Annotated in this window: 17 protein-coding genes; 10 read left to right on the top strand and 7 right to left on the bottom strand. The window is 64.8% G+C overall.

The genetic code is table 11. The features are described from left to right. The first annotated feature begins 143 nt into the window (after positions 1-143). The 3 genes from GJV26_RS24955 (at position 144) to GJV26_RS24945 (ending at position 4,009) form a co-directional block, all read left to right on the top strand. Positions 144-1,772: an electron transfer flavoprotein-ubiquinone oxidoreductase gene (locus tag GJV26_RS24955; RefSeq protein ID WP_155712711.1), complete on the top strand. Its 1,629-nt coding sequence runs from the start codon at positions 144-146 to the stop codon at positions 1,770-1,772. Positions 1,773-2,053: 281 nt separating this feature from the next. Continuing rightward, positions 2,054-2,926, top strand: a complete 873-nt coding sequence (locus GJV26_RS24950) for a flagellin N-terminal helical domain-containing protein (RefSeq protein WP_155711339.1) — start codon at positions 2,054-2,056, stop codon at positions 2,924-2,926. 96 nt (positions 2,927-3,022) lie between these two features. Next, positions 3,023-4,009 carry a hypothetical protein gene (locus tag GJV26_RS24945; RefSeq protein WP_155711338.1) on the top strand — a complete coding sequence of 329 codons (987 nt, stop codon included), beginning with the start codon at positions 3,023-3,025 and terminating at the stop codon, positions 4,007-4,009. Between the two features lie 169 nt (positions 4,010-4,178). Here the strand turns inward: GJV26_RS24945 and GJV26_RS24940 are convergent, their stop codons facing one another. The 7 genes from GJV26_RS24940 to GJV26_RS24910 all read right to left on the bottom strand — a co-directional run bounded on the left by GJV26_RS24940 (position 4,179) and on the right by GJV26_RS24910 (position 10,536). After that, on the bottom strand, positions 4,179-6,269 hold the full coding sequence (locus tag GJV26_RS24940) for a flagellar biosynthesis protein FlhA (RefSeq protein ID WP_155711337.1): 2,091 nt from the start codon (positions 6,267-6,269) through the stop codon (positions 4,179-4,181). Next, complete coding sequence (locus GJV26_RS24935; protein ID WP_155711336.1) at positions 6,266-7,399, bottom strand: EscU/YscU/HrcU family type III secretion system export apparatus switch protein; 1,134 nt, start codon at positions 7,397-7,399, stop codon at positions 6,266-6,268. Before GJV26_RS24935 ends, GJV26_RS24940 begins: the two co-directional genes overlap by 4 nt. Continuing rightward, positions 7,392-8,186, bottom strand: a complete 795-nt coding sequence (locus tag GJV26_RS24930; protein ID WP_155711335.1) for a flagellar biosynthetic protein FliR — start codon at positions 8,184-8,186, stop codon at positions 7,392-7,394. The genes GJV26_RS24935 and GJV26_RS24930 overlap by 8 nt, the downstream gene beginning before the upstream one ends. A gap of 9 nt (positions 8,187-8,195) precedes the next feature. Then, complete coding sequence (gene fliQ / locus GJV26_RS24925; RefSeq protein ID WP_155711334.1) at positions 8,196-8,468, bottom strand: flagellar biosynthesis protein FliQ; 273 nt, start codon at positions 8,466-8,468, stop codon at positions 8,196-8,198. Positions 8,469-8,483: 15 nt separating this feature from the next. After that, positions 8,484-9,224, bottom strand: coding sequence for a flagellar type III secretion system pore protein FliP (gene fliP / locus GJV26_RS24920; RefSeq protein ID WP_155712710.1), 741 nt, complete (start codon positions 9,222-9,224; stop codon positions 8,484-8,486). A gap of 83 nt (positions 9,225-9,307) precedes the next feature. Continuing rightward, complete coding sequence (locus GJV26_RS24915; protein ID WP_371866573.1) at positions 9,308-9,688, bottom strand: FliM/FliN family flagellar motor switch protein; 381 nt, start codon at positions 9,686-9,688, stop codon at positions 9,308-9,310. Between the two features lie 5 nt (positions 9,689-9,693). Then, positions 9,694-10,536: a FliM/FliN family flagellar motor switch protein gene (locus GJV26_RS24910; RefSeq protein ID WP_155711333.1), complete on the bottom strand. Its 843-nt coding sequence runs from the start codon at positions 10,534-10,536 to the stop codon at positions 9,694-9,696. Positions 10,537-11,075: 539 nt separating this feature from the next. Here GJV26_RS24910 and fliE point away from each other — a divergent pair. The 7 genes from fliE (at position 11,076) to fliD (ending at position 18,184) form a co-directional block, all read left to right on the top strand. Next, complete coding sequence (gene fliE / locus GJV26_RS24905) at positions 11,076-11,444, top strand: flagellar hook-basal body complex protein FliE (protein WP_155711332.1); 369 nt, start codon at positions 11,076-11,078, stop codon at positions 11,442-11,444. 97 nt (positions 11,445-11,541) lie between these two features. After that, complete coding sequence (fliF, locus tag GJV26_RS24900; protein ID WP_155711331.1) at positions 11,542-13,257, top strand: flagellar basal-body MS-ring/collar protein FliF; 1,716 nt, start codon at positions 11,542-11,544, stop codon at positions 13,255-13,257. Beyond that, positions 13,241-14,284 carry a flagellar motor switch protein FliG gene (locus GJV26_RS24895; protein ID WP_155711330.1) on the top strand — a complete coding sequence of 348 codons (1,044 nt, stop codon included), beginning with the start codon at positions 13,241-13,243 and terminating at the stop codon, positions 14,282-14,284. Before fliF ends, GJV26_RS24895 begins: the two co-directional genes overlap by 17 nt. After that, the gene (gene fliH, locus GJV26_RS24890) at positions 14,281-14,979 is read left to right on the top strand and encodes a flagellar assembly protein FliH (RefSeq protein WP_155711329.1); all 699 of its coding nucleotides are present in this window, start codon (positions 14,281-14,283) and stop codon (positions 14,977-14,979) included. Before GJV26_RS24895 ends, fliH begins: the two co-directional genes overlap by 4 nt. Next, a complete protein-coding gene (gene fliI, locus GJV26_RS24885) occupies positions 14,976-16,286 on the top strand; it encodes a flagellar protein export ATPase FliI (protein ID WP_155711328.1) in 1,311 nt (436 codons plus the stop codon). Before fliH ends, fliI begins: the two co-directional genes overlap by 4 nt. Continuing rightward, positions 16,283-16,717: a flagellar FliJ family protein gene (locus GJV26_RS24880; RefSeq protein ID WP_155711327.1), complete on the top strand. Its 435-nt coding sequence runs from the start codon at positions 16,283-16,285 to the stop codon at positions 16,715-16,717. Before fliI ends, GJV26_RS24880 begins: the two co-directional genes overlap by 4 nt. Positions 16,718-16,804: 87 nt before the next feature. Then, positions 16,805-18,184, top strand: a complete 1,380-nt coding sequence (gene fliD / locus GJV26_RS24875; protein ID WP_155711326.1) for a flagellar filament capping protein FliD — start codon at positions 16,805-16,807, stop codon at positions 18,182-18,184. The last annotated feature ends 10 nt before the right edge of the window (positions 18,185-18,194 follow it).

Here is an 18,194-nt window from a genome sequence, read left to right as displayed (position 1 = left end):
CCCATATTAGACGGGAACATCTACTACAATGCCGTTGCATTTGCGGCGGAAAAAGAGCACACTCGTGCTAATTTTTCCCGTTTTCAAATTCCTATAAAAATCTTATGACGAATCTCGTTGAACAGTACGGCCCACGCGAAGCGATGGAGTATGACGTGGTGATCGTCGGCGGCGGCCCGGCCGGCCTGTCCGCCGCGATCCGCATCAAGCAGCTGGCCCAGGCGAAAGGCCAGGAGATTTCGGTGGTCGTGCTGGAAAAAGGCGGCGAGCTCGGCGCGCACATCCTGTCGGGCGCCGTGATGGACCCGCGCGCGCTGACCGAGCTGATTCCCGACTGGAAAGCGCTCGGCGCGCCGCTCAATACGCCCGTGACCGAGGACCGGGTGCTGTTCCTGTCCGAAACCCGTGCCTACAGGACGCCGAATTTCGCGATCCCGAAATGCCTGGAAAACCACGGCAACTACGTCATTTCGCTCGGCAACGTGGTGCGCTGGCTGGGTCAGCAGGCCGAAGCGCTGGGAGTCGAGATCTTCCCCGGCTTCCCCGCCGCCGAAGTGCTGTACAACGAGGACGGTTCCGTCAAGGGCGTGGCCACCGGCAACATGGGCGTGAAGCGGGATGGCGAGCCGGGCGCCGATTTCCAGCTCGGCATGGAACTGCACGGCAAATACACGCTGTTCGCCGAAGGCTCGCGCGGCCACCTGGGCAAGACGCTGATGGCGAAATACGACCTGAACAAGGGCAAGGACCCGCAGGCGTACGGCATCGGCATCAAGGAACTGTGGGAAATCGATCCGGCGAAGCACCAGCCAGGCCTGGTGATCCACACATCCGGCTGGCCGCTGGCGCACGATGTGTACGGCGGCTCGTTCCTGTATCACCTGGAAAACAACCAGGTCGTCGTCGGCTACGTGGTGGGACTCAATTACCAGAACCCGTACCTGTCGCCCTTCGAAGAGTTCCAGCGCTACAAGACGCATCCGGCCATCCGCACCTTCTTCGAAGGCGGCAAGCGCATTTCGTACGGCGCGCGCGCGATCACGGCGGGCGGCCTGCAGTCGCTGCCGAAGCTGGTCTTCCCGGGCGGCGCGCTGATCGGCTGCGATGCCGGCTTCCTGAACATGAGCCGCATCAAGGGCAGCCACACGGCGATCAAGTCCGGCATGCTGGCCGCCGAAGCGCTGGTCGACGCGCTGGCGTCGAATCGGCAGCACGACGAACTGGCGGCCTACCCCGCCGCGTTCGAGAATTCCTGGCTGCACGAGGAACTGCACGTGGCGCGCAACGTCAAGCAGTACCTGAACAAGGGGCTGGTGTTCGGCTCGATCATGACCGGCATCGACCAGATCGTGTTCCGCGGCAAGGCGCCGTGGACGCTGCACCATTCCCACGCCGACCATGAATGCCTGAAGCCGGCCGCGAACTACCGGCCGATCGTCTATCCAAAACCGGACGGCAAGCTCACGTTCGACAAGCTGTCGTCGGTATTCATCTCCAACACGAACCACGCCGAAGACCAGCCGATCCACCTGACGCTGAAGAACCCGTCGGTGCCGGTGGACGTGAACCTGGCCCAGTACGCCGGCCCCGAGCAGCGCTACTGCCCGGCCGGTGTATACGAGTTCGTGAAGAACGACGATGGCGCCGACCGCCTGCAGATCAACGCGCAGAACTGCGTGCACTGCAAGACGTGCGACATCAAGGATCCCACGCAGAACATCGTGTGGGTCACGCCGGAGGGCGGCGGCGGGCCGAACTATCCGAACATGTAATCAGCAACCGCAAACAAGCGCAACACCGAAGCCGGGCTCGTCCCGGCTTTTTCATGGGCGCCGTTCGCGCAAGCTGCAGTTTCTTCACGTACGGAATCGTGCCGCCATCATGGCCTGGACATGAAGACAAAAAATCTAGGCTTTTTGACCTCGAAAAAAAACTTCAAAAAAATCTTAAAAATTTCCATGTGGAATTTAATGTCCGTGCGGGAACGGTCGTCTTGTACCTATGAGAGCGCAGAAAGCTGCTCTAACCGACAAACCCAACTGGAGTAACTAACATGCTGAGCCTTCACACCAACGTCGCTGCCCTGTCCGCACAAAAATCGCTGTCGAACACCCAGTCGACCCTGTCGACCTCGATGACCCGCCTGTCGACCGGCTATCGCATCAATTCCGCAATGGACGACTCCGCCGGCCTGCAGATCGCAACCCGTCTGAAGACCCAGACCAGCGGCATGCAAGTCGCCATGCGCAACACGCAGAACTCGATCTCCATGCTGCAGACCGCCGAAGGCGCGCTGGACGAATCGAGCAACATCCTGAACCGCATGAAGGATCTGGCAACCCAGGCAGCCGACGGCTCCTCGACCGACGAAGACAAGACGGCAATGCAAGCCGAATTCGACTCGCTGGGCGCTGAACTGGGCAACATCTTCAGCAACACCAAGTTCGGCGGTACCGCACTGCTGAGCAAAGATGGCAAGCTGAGCAAGGAAATCACGTTCCAGATCGGTGCCGACAAGTCGGAAACCCTGGGCGCCGATTTCAGCACCAAGCAAAGCACCGCAAGCACCTCGATCACGACCGCAACCGCGATGTTCAAGGACGACGGTTCGGCTGGCGTGGCCGGCACGGAACTGACCGCCGACGGCACGGCCAACACGGCGATCGACAACCTGACGACCGCGATCAACGATGTCGCCGCACTGCGTTCGCAACTGGGTGCCGTGTCGAACCGCCTGGATCACGTCAACAGCAACCTGTCGAACATCTCGACCAACACCAAGGCCGCTACCGGCCGTATCATGGACGTCGACTTCGCGACGGAATCGGCTTCGATGACCTCGAACCAGATGCTGCTGCAAGCCGGCACCGCGATGCTGAAGCAGTCGAACAGCCAGTCGTCGCTCGTCATGTCCCTGCTGCAGTAATCTTCGCAGCAAGCCGGCCGCCCGCGGCCGGCAACGATGGAGCCAACCGTACTTCCCGGTTGGCTTTTTTTTATCCACGCATGATAAGCTGGTGCCATGGCCATTGACCGAGTGACGCCGTCCAGTGCGGCGCTGACCATCCCGGAACGGTTCGTGCGCGAACGCCCGGGCCAGTCGCAAACGATGCTGTTGCCTGCCAGGCCGCAGGACGGCACGCAGTTCACACCCCCCAGATTCGTCGCGGAGCAATCCGTCGCCGGGCAGCTGGCAGCCGAACCCGGCGTACACGGCGCCGTCGGCGCCCTGCTGGAGGCGATGGAAGGCCCGTTGCCGGGCGGACCGCGCCCGTCCGCCACTCTGGCGGGCGCGCTCGCGGCCGAAGCGCTGCTCGCGGACGCCGCATCGATGCAGCCGAACCAGCTGTTCATGTCGCGCCAGCTGGCCTGGCACCCGCCCGAGCCATCGGCGATGGCGGCATCGTGGATGGCGATGGTGCGTACCTATGCCGAACAACGCACCGCGTTGCTCGCGCAGGCGCAAGGGCGGCACGTGCCGGCCAGCGTATTCCTTTCCGACGGGGCGCGGCACGTGCTGCGCGACGGCCGCGTGCCGCCGCAACTGGTTTCCGAACTCGATGCGTGGCGCTTCGCCGTGTATGCATGGGGCGCCGAAAAACTCGTGTTGCGCGTTGTAGTGCGCGACCCTGCGCGCGATGCCGATGAAGGACAGGAAGGCGCTTCGTCCGGCCGCCGGCTGCCGCACGTCGCGTTGCGGCTCGAGATCCACCTGCCCGGCCTGGGCAAGGTGGTGCTGCAACTGGAGGCGGCCGAAGGCGGCGCGGTGCTGGAAATCGGCGCCGCGCAGGCAGGCGCCATGCAGCACATGCGCGCCGTGCTGCCGGAGATCGGCGATATCGCTCGGCGCTGCGGCGTGCGCATCCTGCGCGTGCGGCTGATGCGCGAGCTGCCCGCTCCGGGCACGGGCCAGCCGACCCGCATCCAGGTCGCCATGCTGACGCCGCCGCTGTTCAAGGCGATGGCCGAAGTGGCGGTGCGGCTGTCGCAGCCGGCCCCAGTGGAGTAAGCGGGTACGCGAGCCCCAGGTCCGGCTTGCAAGCCGGGACCGTAACGCGGGCGCGAAGCAGTGCTTCGCGAAACTACCATTGCGAGCGGGTACGCAAGCACCCCAGGTCCTGGCCTGCAGGCCAGGACCGTGACACAGGCGCGAAGCAGTGCTTCGCGAAACCCCTGTGTCACCCCACCGTGCCGATGATCGAGACTTCGCGGTTTTCGGGCACTTCGTTATACGACAGCACATGCAGCCCGGGAGCGAACAGCCGGGCGTAGCGGGCCAGCAGCGGCCGGATCTGCGGCAGCACGAGCAGCAGCGGCGGCGTGGCCTGCTGTTTCATCTGCTCGCGCGCGACCGGCATGTTCACCTGCAGCTGGGCCAGCAGGTGCGGGTCGATCGGGTAGTTGTCGAGTACCACCTTGCCGGACTGCCGCGCCTGGTTCAGCGAGCCCAGCAGCATATTCTCCAGTTCGCCGCCCAGGTTAAACGCCAGCATTTCCTTGCGCTGCCCGAACAGGCCGGCCACGATCTGGCGCCGCAGCGCGCAGCGCACCTCGGCCGCCAGCAGGATCGGGTCCTTGGTGGTTTCCGAGCTGTCGAGCAGCGTGGTGGCGATCGGCACGATGTCCTTCAGCGACACGTTCTCCGCCAGCAGCACGCGGAACACGCGCAGCAGCTGGGTGTGCGACAGCGACTTGTCCAGCGACGAGGCCAGCTTCGGCGCCAGCGCATTCAGGCGTTCCATCAATGCGGCCACGTCGTCGTGCCGGAACAGCTCCGGCAAATATTCGCGAATCAGTTTCGACAGGTGCGTGGCGATCGCGCTCGGCGCCTCGATCACCTGGTAGCCCAGGCCCAGCGCCTGCGCCTTGTCGCCCGGTTCGATCCACACCACCGGCATGCCATAGGCCGGTTCGACGCCGGGAATGCCGTCGATCTGGCCATACAGGTTCGGCGACGGGATCGCCATCAGGCGGTCGGCGAACACTTCGGCCTGGGCGATCACCGCGCCGCCCAGCACCACCGAATACTGCGACGGCTTCAACCCCAGGTCGTCGCGCACGCCGATCGGCGGCAGCACCAGGCCCATCGCCTCGGACAGGCTTTGCCGCACACCGCGCACGCGCTTGGTCAGCACCTCGCCATGCGCCTTGTCGACCAGGCCGACCAGCTTGTACCCCAGCAGGATCTGCAGCGGATGCACCACCGGCAGGCTCTGCCACTCCAGTTCCGGCGCCTTCTCGTCGCGCAGCACGGCCTCGATGGCTTCGATCTGCCGCGTGTCGGGCGGCGCCACGCCGCGCTGCTGCATGCGCCAGCCCACATAGGCGAGCGCGCCGCCGAACGACAGGAAAGGCAGCCACGGCATGCCCGGCACCAGCCCCATGATCACCATCAGGCCGGCGGCCGAATACAGCACGCTCGGATTGGCCAGCATCTGGTCGCTGATCTGGTTCTCGAAGTCGCCCGAATCGGACACGCGCGTGACGATGATCGCCGCCGCCGCCGACAGCAGCAGCGCCGGGATCTGCGCCACCAGGCCATCGCCGATCGTCAGCAGCGCGTACTGGCGGAACGCGTCGCCGAAGTTCATGTCCTGCATGATCGAACCGATCGCCACGCCGCCGACCAGGTTGATGATCAGGATCAGGATCGAGGCGATCGCATCGCCGCGCACGAACTTCGAGGCGCCGTCCATGGCGCCGTAGAAGTCCGCCTCCGTCGCCACTTCCTTGCGGCGCAACTGGGCCTTTTCCTGGTTGATCAGGCCCGCGTTGAGGTCGGCATCGATCGCCATCTGCTTGCCGGGCAGCGCATCGAGCGTGAACCGCGCCGAGACTTCCGCGATGCGCTCCGCGCCCTTGGTCACGACGGCGAAGTTGATGATCATCAGGATCACGAACACCACGAGGCCGACGACGAAGTTGCCGCCGATGACGACGTTACCGAACGATTCGATCACCTGCCCCGCGGCATGCGTGCCTTCGTGCCCGTGCAGCAGCACCACCCGGGTGGACGCCACGTTCAGCGTCAGCCTGAGCATCGTCGTGGTGAGGATCACCGTGGGGAACACGGAGAAGTCCAGCGGGCGCTTGGCGCCCACCGACACCAGGATCACGATCAGAGACAGCACGATGTTGAACGTGAACAGCACGTCGAGCAGGATCGGCGGCAGCGGCAGGATGATCATCGCGAGGATGGACATCACGAACAGCGGCGTGGCGAACTTGTGGCGGCGCAGTTCGGCCACCAGGGAGTTCAGGAAATTCATGTCGTCGAAGCCTCACTCATCGAAGTTGGTACCACAATCTGGTCGGGGAACGGCGGTTGCGCGGACCGGCCACCGGTACGGAACGCCTTCATCTGCAGCACGTAGTGCAGCACCTGGGAGACCGCCTGGTAAAGCGGCACCGGAATCTGCTGGTTGACCTGCGCGGTATTGTAGATGGCGCGTGCCAGCGGGGCCAGGCGCAGCACCTCGATATCGTGCTCCTCGGCGATCTGCCGGATGTACAGGGCCAGTTCGTCGACCCCCTTGGCCACCACGAACGGCGCCTCGGCGCGCTTGTCGTCGTACTTCAGGGCCACGGCATAGTGTTCGGGGTTGACGACCACCACGTCCGCGGTGGGCACCGTCTTGCGGGCTGCGCGCTGCGACATCGCGCGCTGCAGCTGCCGGATCCGGCCCTTCACTTCGGGCCGCCCTTCGCTGCTCTTGTGCTCTTCCTTCAGGTCCTGCTTGCTCATGCGCTGGTTGCGGGCATAGAAGAACGCCTGCGCCGGCACGTCGATCACGGCGAACAGCACGAAGATCATCACCAGCGACATGATGCCATCGAGCATCAGCGCGGCGCCGTCGGCCATCGCCAGCGACAGCGGCATCGATTGCAAATGCGTATATTGGTTCAGCGTCGAGCGGGCCATGTGCACCAGCACCGCGATCAGCACCGACGCCTTGGCGATCGATACCACCAGCTCGAACAGGTGCTTGCCGGAGAACAGCCGGCCCAGGTTCGATACCGGATTCATCTTGGAGAACTTGGGCATCAGGTTCTTGCCGCTGAACAGCCAGCCGCCCGGCACCATCGAGGTCAGCACGATAAAGAAGGGCACCACGAACAGCGGCGCCACCATCTTCACCAGCAGGATGCTGGCTTCGTAGAACACGTCGGACATCGCGTTCATCAGCACATCGCCGCCCTCCAGCGGAATGAAGCTGGCGGCGAAGATCGTGCGGAAGTGCACCAGGTAATCGGGCAGCAGGAACACGAGCAGCTTCAGGCTGACCAGGATGCCGATCGCGGTCGCCAGGTCCTTCGAGCGGGTGACCTGGCCTTCCTCGCGCGCCTTGCGCAGCTTCTGCTGCGAGGCCTTTTCGGTTTTATCGCCGCCTTCAGCCATTGCGCCGCACCCCTTCCGCCTCCATCTGCTGCCGGATCATTTCCAGCACCTGCCCCGACATCCGCGTGTAATGGTCGGGAATAAACCGCACCAGCTGCCCCAGCATCAACAGGCCGAACAGCGTGATCACCGAGAAGCCCAGCGAAAACAGGTTCAGCGACGGCGCCACGCGGTTCAGGAAGCCGAAGCCGATCTGCACGACGACCGTCGAGAACACCACCGGAATCGCCAGCAGCATCGCCGCCGAAAAGATCCACGCCACGTTCCATGCCACGGTCTGCAGCAGCAGCAGCCCGAGGCCCTCGCCGGGCGGCCAGGCCTTGAAGCTGGCGCCGATCACATTGACGAGCACCAGGTGCCCGTCGATGGCGAAGAAGACGATGATCGACAGCATCGACAACAGCGTGGAGATCACGTCGGACGACGAACCGTTCAGCGGATCGTTCATCACCGCCATCGAGAAACCCACCTGCGACGAGACGACGAAACCCAGCACGCCGATCACGGACATGGCGAAATAGAACGCCAGCCCCAGCACGAAGCCGATGATCGCCTGCTCGGCCGTGGCCACCGCCATCGCCAGCGAAAACGGATCCTGGACAAGTTGCGCCTGCCCGGTCACCGGCAGCATCAGCACGGCGATCGTCACCGACACGAGCACGCGGATCGTCACCGGCACCATCGCCTCGCCCAGCACCGGCGCGGCCGACAGCAGCGCCATCGCGCGCACGAACGGCCACCATAACGCATTGAGCATCGGCAGCAGGTTGGCGAGGACCTGTTCCATCCGGCTCGGTCAGCCGACCAGCGTGGCCGCGCGGGTAAAGATCGACACGCAATAGTCCATCAGGTAGCCGGCCATCCAGCGCCCGGTGATGATGATCGCCAGCAGCGTGATCAGCAGGCGCGGCAGGAATGACAGCGTCTGTTCGTTGATCTGCGTGGCGGCCTGGAACAGGGCCACCACCAGGCCCATGGCCAGCCCCGGCACGACCAGCACCAGTACCAGGACCATCACGATATTGAGGGCCTCGACCACGAGGTCGACGGCCACGTCGGGAGTCAGCATGTGTTTACTCGATACCTAATACGCCTGGATGCTGGTGACCAGGGTATTCACGGTCAGCGTCCAGCCATCCACCAGCACGAACAGCAGCAACTTGAAGGGCAGCGAGATCACCAGCGGCGACAGCATCATCATGCCCATCGCCATCAGCACCGACGACACCACCAGGTCGATGATCAGGAACGGAATGAACAGCATGCAGCCGATCTGGAAGGCCGTCTTCAGTTCGGACAGCACGAACGCCGCCAGTTTCACAGGAAAGCCGTGCTGCATCGGATTGGCCACGTTCTGCTCGCCGGCCAGCGTGGCGATCTGGCGCAGCGCCGCCTTGCTGGTCTGCGCCAGCATGAAGCGCGATACCGGCTGCTCGGCGATGCGCAACGCATCCTGCAGGCCGATCCGGTCCTGGTCGTAGGGCACGAAGGCGTCGCGCCAGATCTGGTCGCCGACCGGCTTCATGACCAGCAGCGTGAGGATCAGCGCGATGCCGGTGATGATGCGGTTCGGTAGGCCCTGCTGCAGGCCCAGCGCGGAACGCAGCAGCGACAGCACGATGACGAAGCGGGTAAAGCTCGTCATCATCATGACCATCACGGGCAGCAGGCCCAGCAGGGTCATGATGACGAGGATCTGCATCTTCACCGACAGGTCGGTGCTGGCGCCGGGTACCACGCCGGCCAGCAGGTCGGGAGAATTGGTTTGCTGCTGGGCGAACGCCAGCGCAGGCAGGAGCAATGTGGCAACCACGGCGGCAACCATGCCGGCGAACGGCACCGGCTTCACTGCGGCCAGCCGGCGCGATGTTCCGGCGCAGGCACCGGCCACTGCCGCACAGCCCGGCATCATGACGTCATCATGTCGAGATTGAGTCCGTCCAGGTCGATCACCTTCAAGCCGTAGTTCTCGCCCGCCACCACCACTTCGGCGCGGCCGATCGCGGTACCGTTCACCTTGATCACCAGCGGTTCGCCAGCCAGCGCATCGAGCTCCACCACGCTGTCGGGGCCGATATTCATCAGGTCCTGCAGCGAGATGCGGGCCGAACCCACTTCCAGCGTCAGGGTCACGGGAATCTTGCGCATCATCTGCGGCAAATCGCGGCGCGGGGCGCGCGGCGCATTGGCAAAGTCGCCGGCCAGGTCGCTGGCCACCGGCTCGATGATCATCTCGTCCGTCATTTCGTCGAGCAGCGCATCGCTGGTGCCGTTTGCGTTCACGTTCATCATAGTCATTCGATGTCTTCAAAAGAGGTCAGGCACAGTTTTCCGTTGTGCTCCGTGACCACGGCGGTGTACAGCCGGGAATCTTCGAGCATTACATCCGCCCTGTGCAGGCTGATCGGTATCACGTCTCCTATCCTCAGGTCGAACAGCGTGCCGAGCGTGACTTCCTTGCTCACCAGCCGGCCGTTCAGCGCGACCTGCAGCCGTTGCGCCAGCGGCGCCGCCGGCTTGTGCCCCTTCGGGCGCACGTCGCGCTCCGGCGCCAGCGCGCGCAGCACCTCGGATATCAAATCCTTATCCAGTGCAAACAATACCTTGCCTGCGGTATCTCCGGCGCGCACATTCATCGTGACGATCCAGGTGCCCTTGCCCGGCTGGGTTCCGGGCACGGCCGGCAGCGGCCCGCTCACCGCCTGGCCGCCCAGGTTGACGGCGATGCGGGAAGCCACGATCGCCGCCAGCTGTTGTCCCAACGCAACACTCAACCGCTCTTCCGTGGCGGTGACACGCACCGTGCTCTCGTCGGCGGCCGGTTCGGCGGGCTTGGTGGCGCCGTAGCGCTGGTCCAGTACCGCCAGCAGCATCCGGCGCTCGATCGCGAAACCGATCGTGCCGCCGGCGGCGGCGAAATGTTGCCAGCGCATGCGGGCCTCGTTGCCGCTCAGCTGCGAGAAGCCTACCTGTTCAAGCTCGGAACCGCCCCAGTAACGCCGGCTCGCAGGCAGGCGCAGCGCGGCAACGAGATCGTCGCGCAGCTGCGCCGCGAACTGCGGCAGCCGGTGGACCGGGCGGCCCAGCAGGCTCGGGTCCAGTACCTGGTGCGGTGCGGTGGTGGTTAGCATGGTCATTGTGTTGTTTTCCCTCTGCACGCCACATCGTAACGCAAACGGTACGAGGGAGCGGTTCAGGCGTCACAGGATACCCGAATTCCGTAGCTATTGCCATGCAACAATACCGCACACGATTGAAATTCCCCTTTACAGAGGTGTTGCCACCCAGTAAGCTTCTTTCTATCGGGCGCCAATTACTGCTGTTTCTCAGCAATAATCCAGTAAATGGGCAGCAATTACTCCATCGGCGCTTAGTGCATGATTTTTAACGAGTTTTGCCACGAATTCAAGTTTCTTACATAAGAAACAATGCAGCGCAACCATTCGTACCTGGCCAATAACGACCGTGTGACCATATTTAACGGCCACCCTTTCCATTCCCTCGACGGGAATCGGAAAAAATCGGAAGTTTTTACGTGTGAGTATCAAGTTGCAGCGCTGGTAACCGATACCCATAAGCAAGCCGGCAGCAAGCTTTATTGAATCACGGAAATTCGTGATCGCTCGCAGCCGCCGGCAGGACGACATTCAACGTTGCATGAAAGTGGAGATGGCACATGGCAAATGAAATCGCCGGCATGATCAAGGCGGACCTCGCGGCACTGACCAATGCCGCTTCCGACCTGGCGCATCAGGCTGGCTCGATCGCGCCTGCCGCGCAATTCGGCGCCGAATTCGGCGCCCACACCGCCGCCGGGCAATCCGGCGGTTCATTCGCCCAGGCCATGATGAGCGCGGTCTCGGGCGTGAACGCGGCCGACCGGGCCGCGGGCGAAAAGATGGCCGATGTCGACGCCGGCCGCAGCGACGACCTGGTCGGGGCCATGCTGGCCAGCCAGGAAGCGAGCCTGTCCTTCTCGATGCTGATGCAGGTGCGCAACAAGGTGATGGGCGCTGTCGACGAGCTCATCAAGCTGCCGCTGTAATTTTGCCGCATCACCCCATCTTCACTGCTGAAAGTCCGACGTGATCAACACCCTTAAGTCCGCTTTTGGGCGCTGGCGTGGCAATGGCGTTCCCGCCATGCCCCCTGCCCTCGTCAAGAACCTCTATCCGATGCTGCTGCTGGCGGTCGGCGTGACGGCCATCGTGCTGATGTTCCTGTGGAAGGACCAGTCCGGCTACAAGGCCGTGTTCGGCGCCCGCGAGAAAGTCGCCACGGCCGACATGATGACCGTGCTCGACACCGAAAAAGTGCCTTACCGCATCCACCCGGACAGCGGCCAGGTACTGGTGCCCGAATCGGAACTGGGGCGCGTGCGCATGCTGCTGGCGGCCAAGGGCGTGACCGCGCAGTTGCCCGCCGGCCTGGAGCTGATGGACAAGAACGATCCGCTGGGCGTGTCGCAGTTCGTGCAGGACGTGCGCTTCCGCCGCGGCCTGGAAGGCGAGCTGGCGCAAAGCATCATGACGATCGACGCCATCGCCAGCGCCCGGGTCCACCTGTCGATCGCCAAGTCGACTTCGTTCGTGTCGTCCGATGGCGAGAAATCGTCGGCCGCCGTCGTGATCGGCCTGAAGCCGGGCCGCACCCTGGCACCGGAACAGATCGCCGCCGTGGTCAACATGGTATCCGGCAGCGTGGCCAGCCTGGCGCCGGCCCGTGTCAGCCTGGTGGACGGGGCCGGTAACCTGCTGAGCTCGCATGTGGACCTGACGGACGGCTTCGATGCCAGCGCCGCCGGCAACGACAGCCAGAAACGCGTCCAGGACGAGATCAAGGGCAATATCCGCGGCCTGCTGGGCCCGATCGTGGGCGACGACAACTTCAAGATCAGCGTCACGGCGTCGGTCGACAACGACAAGGTCGAGGAAACGGTCGAGAAATACGGCGAAGCGCCGAAGGTCACCAGCGAAGCGACGCGCGAAGAGCAGGACCGCAACCGCATGGTGATGGGCGTGCCGGGCACGCTGTCGAACCGCCCGCCTCCGGCGGCCGGCGCCCCGGCGCCCGGCGCGGCCGGCACCGATCCCGCCGCCGCCGGTGCGCCGGGCCAGCAGCCGGACGGCAGCGCCCGCAAGAACGCAACCACGCGCCAGTACGCTTACGATCGCAGTATCGTACAAACGAAGCGTGCCCGAGGCCGCATCGAACGCCAGAACGTGGCGATCGTGCTGGCACAGGCCGCCGCGGCAGACCCGAAAACGGGCTGGACCGCCGCCGAGCTGGCCAACATCGACAAGGTGCTGCGCAACGGCCTGGGGATCAACGCAGAACGCGGCGATTCGCTGGTGGTATCGGCCATGCGCTTCCCGGCGAAGGCGGTGCCGGTGCAGTGGTGGGAAGAGCGCGACAATATCGTCGACATGAGCGGCTGGCTGGCCTATGCACTGGCTGCGCTGCTGGGCTACTTCCTGATCCTGCGTCCGCTGCTGAAGCTGCTGACGAACAGCCTGGCCCCGGCCGCGCCGGTACCGGCCGCGATCGGCACCCGCGGCGCCAGCGAACGACGCGCCGGCGATGCCGCCGCCCTGCCGGGTACGGCCGAGGCGCTGGCCACCGATGCGGTCACGCCGGCAGCACTGGGCAATACGCCGACGGCGGGCATGGCGGCGAACGCCGAGTCCGGCACCGCCGGTATCGCGGTCCAGCCGCTGCTGGAAAACTATGATCTGCCGCCCGCCGGCTCGCCGGTCGATGTGATGGTCGATCACCTGAAGGTTCTGGCCGAGAAAGAGCCGGAGCGTGTTGCCGAAGTCGTCAAACAGTGGATGCAGAAAAATGGCCGAGCTCAATAACGTAAACGCGAATCCGAACGACCCGCAGATGGAAGGCGCCGTACTGTCGCCCGTCGAGCAGGCCGCCATCGTGCTGCTGTCGATCGGCGAGGAACAGGCGGCGGCGGTGCTGCGCTGCCTGTCGCGCGAGGAATTGCTGGAAGTGACGCAAGTCATGTCGCGGATGAGCGGCATCAAGGTCGAGGCCGTGAAAAACGCGATCCAGACCTTCTTCGACGATTACCGCCAGCAGTCCGGCGTGCATGGCGCCTCGCGCTCCTACCTGAAGCGCTCGCTGGACCTGGCGCTGGGCGGCGACATCGCCAACACCGTGCTCAACAACATCTACGGCGACGAGCTGCGTCCCAAGATGGCGCGCCTGCAGTGGGCATCGCCGAAGTGGCTGGCCGACTACATCGCCAACGAGCACGTGCGCATCCAGGCAGTGTTCCTGTCGTTCGTGCCGCCGGCGCTGGCCGGCCAGATCATCGACGGCCTGCCGGTCGACGGCCGCGACCTCGTGTTGCTGAGCTTGGCTCGCCTGGACGAGATCGACCGTGACCTGCTGGCCGAGCTCGACGAGCTGGTCGACCGCTGCCTGTCCTCGTTCGACATGCAGAGCACCAGCGTGGAAGGCGTCAAGCAGGTTGCCGAGATCCTCAACCGCCTGCCGGGCAACCGCGCGCAGGTCGTGGAACTGCTGCGTGCCCATGACCCGGCGATCGTGGAACAGATCGAGCTGTCGATGTACGACTTCCTGATCCTGTCGACCCAGACCGAAGCCGTGCTGGTGCGCATTATCGAGGAAGTGCCGCTGGAGCAGTGGGCCATCGCCCTGAAGGGCGCCGAGCCGTCGATCCGCGACGCGGTCCTGCGCACGATGCCCAAGCGCCAGGCGCAGGCATTCGAAGACATGATGCGCCGCGCCGGCCCGGTGCCGAAATCGCGCATCGACGCGGCCCGCTCGGAAATCATGACCACCGTGAAAGCGCTGGCCGATTCCGGCGAAGTCGAGGTGCAGCTGTTCGCCGAGACGGTGGTCGAATGAAGCAGTTCCGCCCCTACCGTTTTCCGCCGCTGTCGCACCACACGCCGCCCGCGGCGCAGGGTAGCGGCACGGGCTCGGTGCCCGATCCTGCCGCGTGGCAGGCATCGATCAGCGAGGGATTCGAGCAGGGGCAGCGCGACGGCTACGAAATCGGGCTGCAGCGCGGCCAGGAAGAAGGCTACGAGGCCGGCCGCGTGCACGGCACCGCCACCGGACGCGAGGAAGGCCGGGCCGAGACCGTGGTCGCGCTCGACGGGCTGGCCCGCCCCATCGACGCGATGCTGAAAAGCCTGAAGAAGCTGCGCAGCGACTACCGCGCGGCGCAGCGCAAGGAAGTGGTGGACCTGGTGGCCAAGGTGGCCCGCTCGGTGATCCGCGCCGAACTGGCGCTGCAGCCGGTGCAGATCATGGCGCTGGTCGACGAAACGCTCGCGTCGATGCCGCCGACCCGGGAAGACATCGATGTCTACCTGAACCCCGAAGAACTGAAGCGGGTGTCCGAACTGGACCCGAAGCGCGCCAAGCGCTGGAACCTGATCGCCGATGCGCGGCTGGAACCGGGCGAGTGCCGCATCCGCGCCGGCGACAACGAAGTCGATGCCGGCTGCACCCAGCGCCTGGCCGCCGTGATGGAACAGGTGGATCGGCAGTTGCAGGCCGCCGATGGCGGCAATGAGGAAGACGACGAAGAATGATTGCCGACGCGCTGCGCAACCTGGAACTCGATGCCGTGCCGATGGCCACGCCGACCGGCCGGCTGGTCGGCGCGTCCGGCCTGCTGCTCGAAGCGGTCGGTTGCCCGCTGCACACCGGCCAGCGCGCCCAGATCGAGACGGTCGAAGGCGACTGGCTGGAGGCGCAGGTGGTGGGCTTTCGCGACAAGGTGTCGTACCTGATGCCGTTCAAGAAGGCGATCGGCCTGCAGACCGGCGCCCGCGTGCTCCCGGCGGCCGAGAAAACCGTGCTCCGGATCGGCCAGGGCTGGCTGGGCCGCATGGTCAACGGCCTGGGCGAGCCGATCGACGGCCTGGGCAGGCTGACCGGCGAACACGAGCTGGAAATGCAGCCGCCGCGGGTCAATCCCCTGAGGAAGAAACCGGTGCACGAGCCGCTCGACGTGGGCGTGCGCGCGATCAATGCCATGCTCACGCTGGGCAAGGGCCAGCGCGTGGGCCTGATGGCCGGCTCCGGCGTCGGCAAATCGGTGCTGCTGGGCATCATCACGCGCCAGACCGTGGCCGACGTGGTGATCGTGGGCCTGATCGGCGAACGCTCGCGCGAGGTGCGCGAATTCGTCGACATGTCGCTCGGCCCGGAAGGCCTCAAGAAGGCCGTGCTGGTGATCGCGCCGGCCGACGAATCGCCGATGATGCGCGTGATGGCCACCGAACTGTGCCACTCGATCGCGGCGCATTACCGCGACCAGGGCAAGAACGTGCTGCTGCTGGTCGATTCGCTGACGCGTTACGCGATGGCGCTGCGCGAAGTGGCGCTGGCGCTGGGCGAACCGCCGGCCACCAAGGGCTACCCGCCTTCGGTGTTCTCGAACCTGCCGCAGCTGGTCGAATCGGCCGGCAACGGCGAAAACCAGAATGGCTCGATGAGCGCGATCTACACGGTGCTGGCCGAAGGCGACGACCAGCAGGACCCGATCGTGGACACCGCGCGGGCGATCCTGGACGGCCACATTGTGCTGACCCGCTCGCTCGCCGAGCGCGGCCATTACCCGGCGATCGACGTGGGCCAGTCGATCAGCCGCTGCATGAACGGCATCATCAGCAAGGAACACATGCTGGCGGCGCGCGCGCTGAAGGCGGCCATGGCCAGGCACGACCGCGTGCGCGACCTGATCCCGCTGGGTGCCTATGTGCCGGGCGCCGATCCGGTGACCGACCGCGCGGTGCAGCTCAATCCGCACATCGAGAATTTCCTGTGCCAGGGCACCAAGGAAGACGCGCCCTACACCGGTTGTGTCGAAGGTATTGAAAGGTTGATGAAATGACCGACCGCCACCTGATCCAGAACCTGACCACGCTGGTCGCGCTGCGCAATACCGAGCTGGAAAAGCTGCAGACCGAGCAGGCCGCCAAGGCGGCCACCGCCGAGCGCTACAGGAAGAATCTCGAACGCCTGCACGAACTGGCCGTGGCCAGCGGCGCGTCGGGCAGCCTGCCGCTGGCGCTGGCTGCCAATTGCGGCAACTACAAGCAGGCCGTGCTGGCGATGGCGGACAGCCACCGCCTCGACCTGACGATGCACGAGGCCGACATGGCGTTATCGCAACTGGCCGTCAACCGCGCGTACGTGAAATGCGAAGTGCTGACCCAGGTGCTGGACAAGAACGAAAAGGCGCTGGCCGGCAAGGAAGCAGTGCAGGAACGGAAAGTGCATGACGACCTGGCAACGCAAGTGTGGCTTCGGTCCCAAAAATAGATCCGCAGAGAAATAATTTCATAGGGAACGTGCCTCCGTCGCTCCTTACCACGGTACACTCTTAAATAATTTCCGCGGAGCACGAAAATGGCACTGAATTCCCCCACGTACGATCCGAAGAGCACCGCGACCCAGCTGGCCACGGCATACATTTCGGGCCGGCAATCGATCCTGACGAACCAGAACACCGTTGCCACGGCAACCGAGAAGGGCCTGACCACGCTGAAATCGGCGATGTCGGCCTTCGAGTCGGCGATGTCGAGCCTGTCGCTGAAGAAATCGATGGTGTCGACGTCGGCCACGTTCAGTTCCACCGTGGGCACCGCCACCGCGACCTCCGCGGCCGTGGCCGGCACGTATTCGTTCGTGGTGCAGGATCTCGCCACGGCCAACCAGGCCCAGTACAGCGGCCTGTCCGATGCGACGCCGATGACCGAGGCCGGCAAGATCACCGTGACCGTCGGCGACACCTCGTTCGAAGTGGACCTGGCAACGGCCAACACCAGCGGCGATACCGAGCTGTCGGTGAAGGAAATGGCGGCGGCCATCAATGCGGCGGCCGGCAGCAACGGCTCGAAAGTCACCGCCTCGACGGTATCGGTGGGCGGCGTGCCGACGCTGGTAATGACGGCCAGCGACACGGGCGCGGCGAACGTCGTGTCGATCGATGCCAGCGCCCTGCCCCCTGGCGCGCTGCAGGACGCGTTGTCCGACACGGCGACCAACCGCAAGGAACTGGTCGCGGCGAAGGACGCGGTGGTGTTCCTCGGCGGCGCCGGCGGCCTCGAGATCACGCAGGCCTCGAATACCTTCGACGTGATCGACGGCGTGTCGATGACGTTCACCAAGGTATCCACGGACCCGGTGACCCTGACGGTGGCAACCGACAACAGCGGCACGGCCGCCAACATGCAGAGCTTCGTCGACGGCTGGAACAAGCTGGTGAGCACCCTGAAGACGCTGACCGATGCCGGCGATGCCGCCAGCGGCACGTCGGCCGGCGTGTTCCACGCGGATGCCGGCATCAAGGCGCTGCAGACCCGCATGCAGACGGTGCTGCGCCAGAAGGTCGACGGCCTGTCGCTGGTCAATTTCGGCATCTCGGGCCAGCGCGACGGTACGCTGACGCTCGATACGGCGCGCCTGAACAAGGCCGTGGCCCTGAACCCGGAAACGCTCGACAAGCTGATGGGCAGCAACAGCATGACGACGCCGTCCGGCCTGATGGGCGACCTGGACAAGCTGACCGACCAGTGGACCGACACGACCGAGGGCCAGATCGGCAAGCGCCGCGACGTCAATTCGAAGCTGCAGAGCACGCTGCTGGACCGGCAGTCGCGCCTCGACCAGCAATACGAGACGGCCTATATCCGCTACCTGAACCAGTTTACGACGTTGCAGACCCTGCAGGCGCAGATGGAAAGCAACACCTCAATTTTCGACGCCCTGTTCGCGAAAGACGACTGACGGGGCTTCC

Source organism: Pseudoduganella dura (genome assembly GCF_009727155.1).
Taxonomy (GTDB): domain Bacteria; phylum Pseudomonadota; class Gammaproteobacteria; order Burkholderiales; family Burkholderiaceae_D; genus Rugamonas; species Rugamonas dura.
Note: the sequence above shows the minus strand (reverse complement) of the source record. Positions and strands in the feature narration are given on the sequence as shown.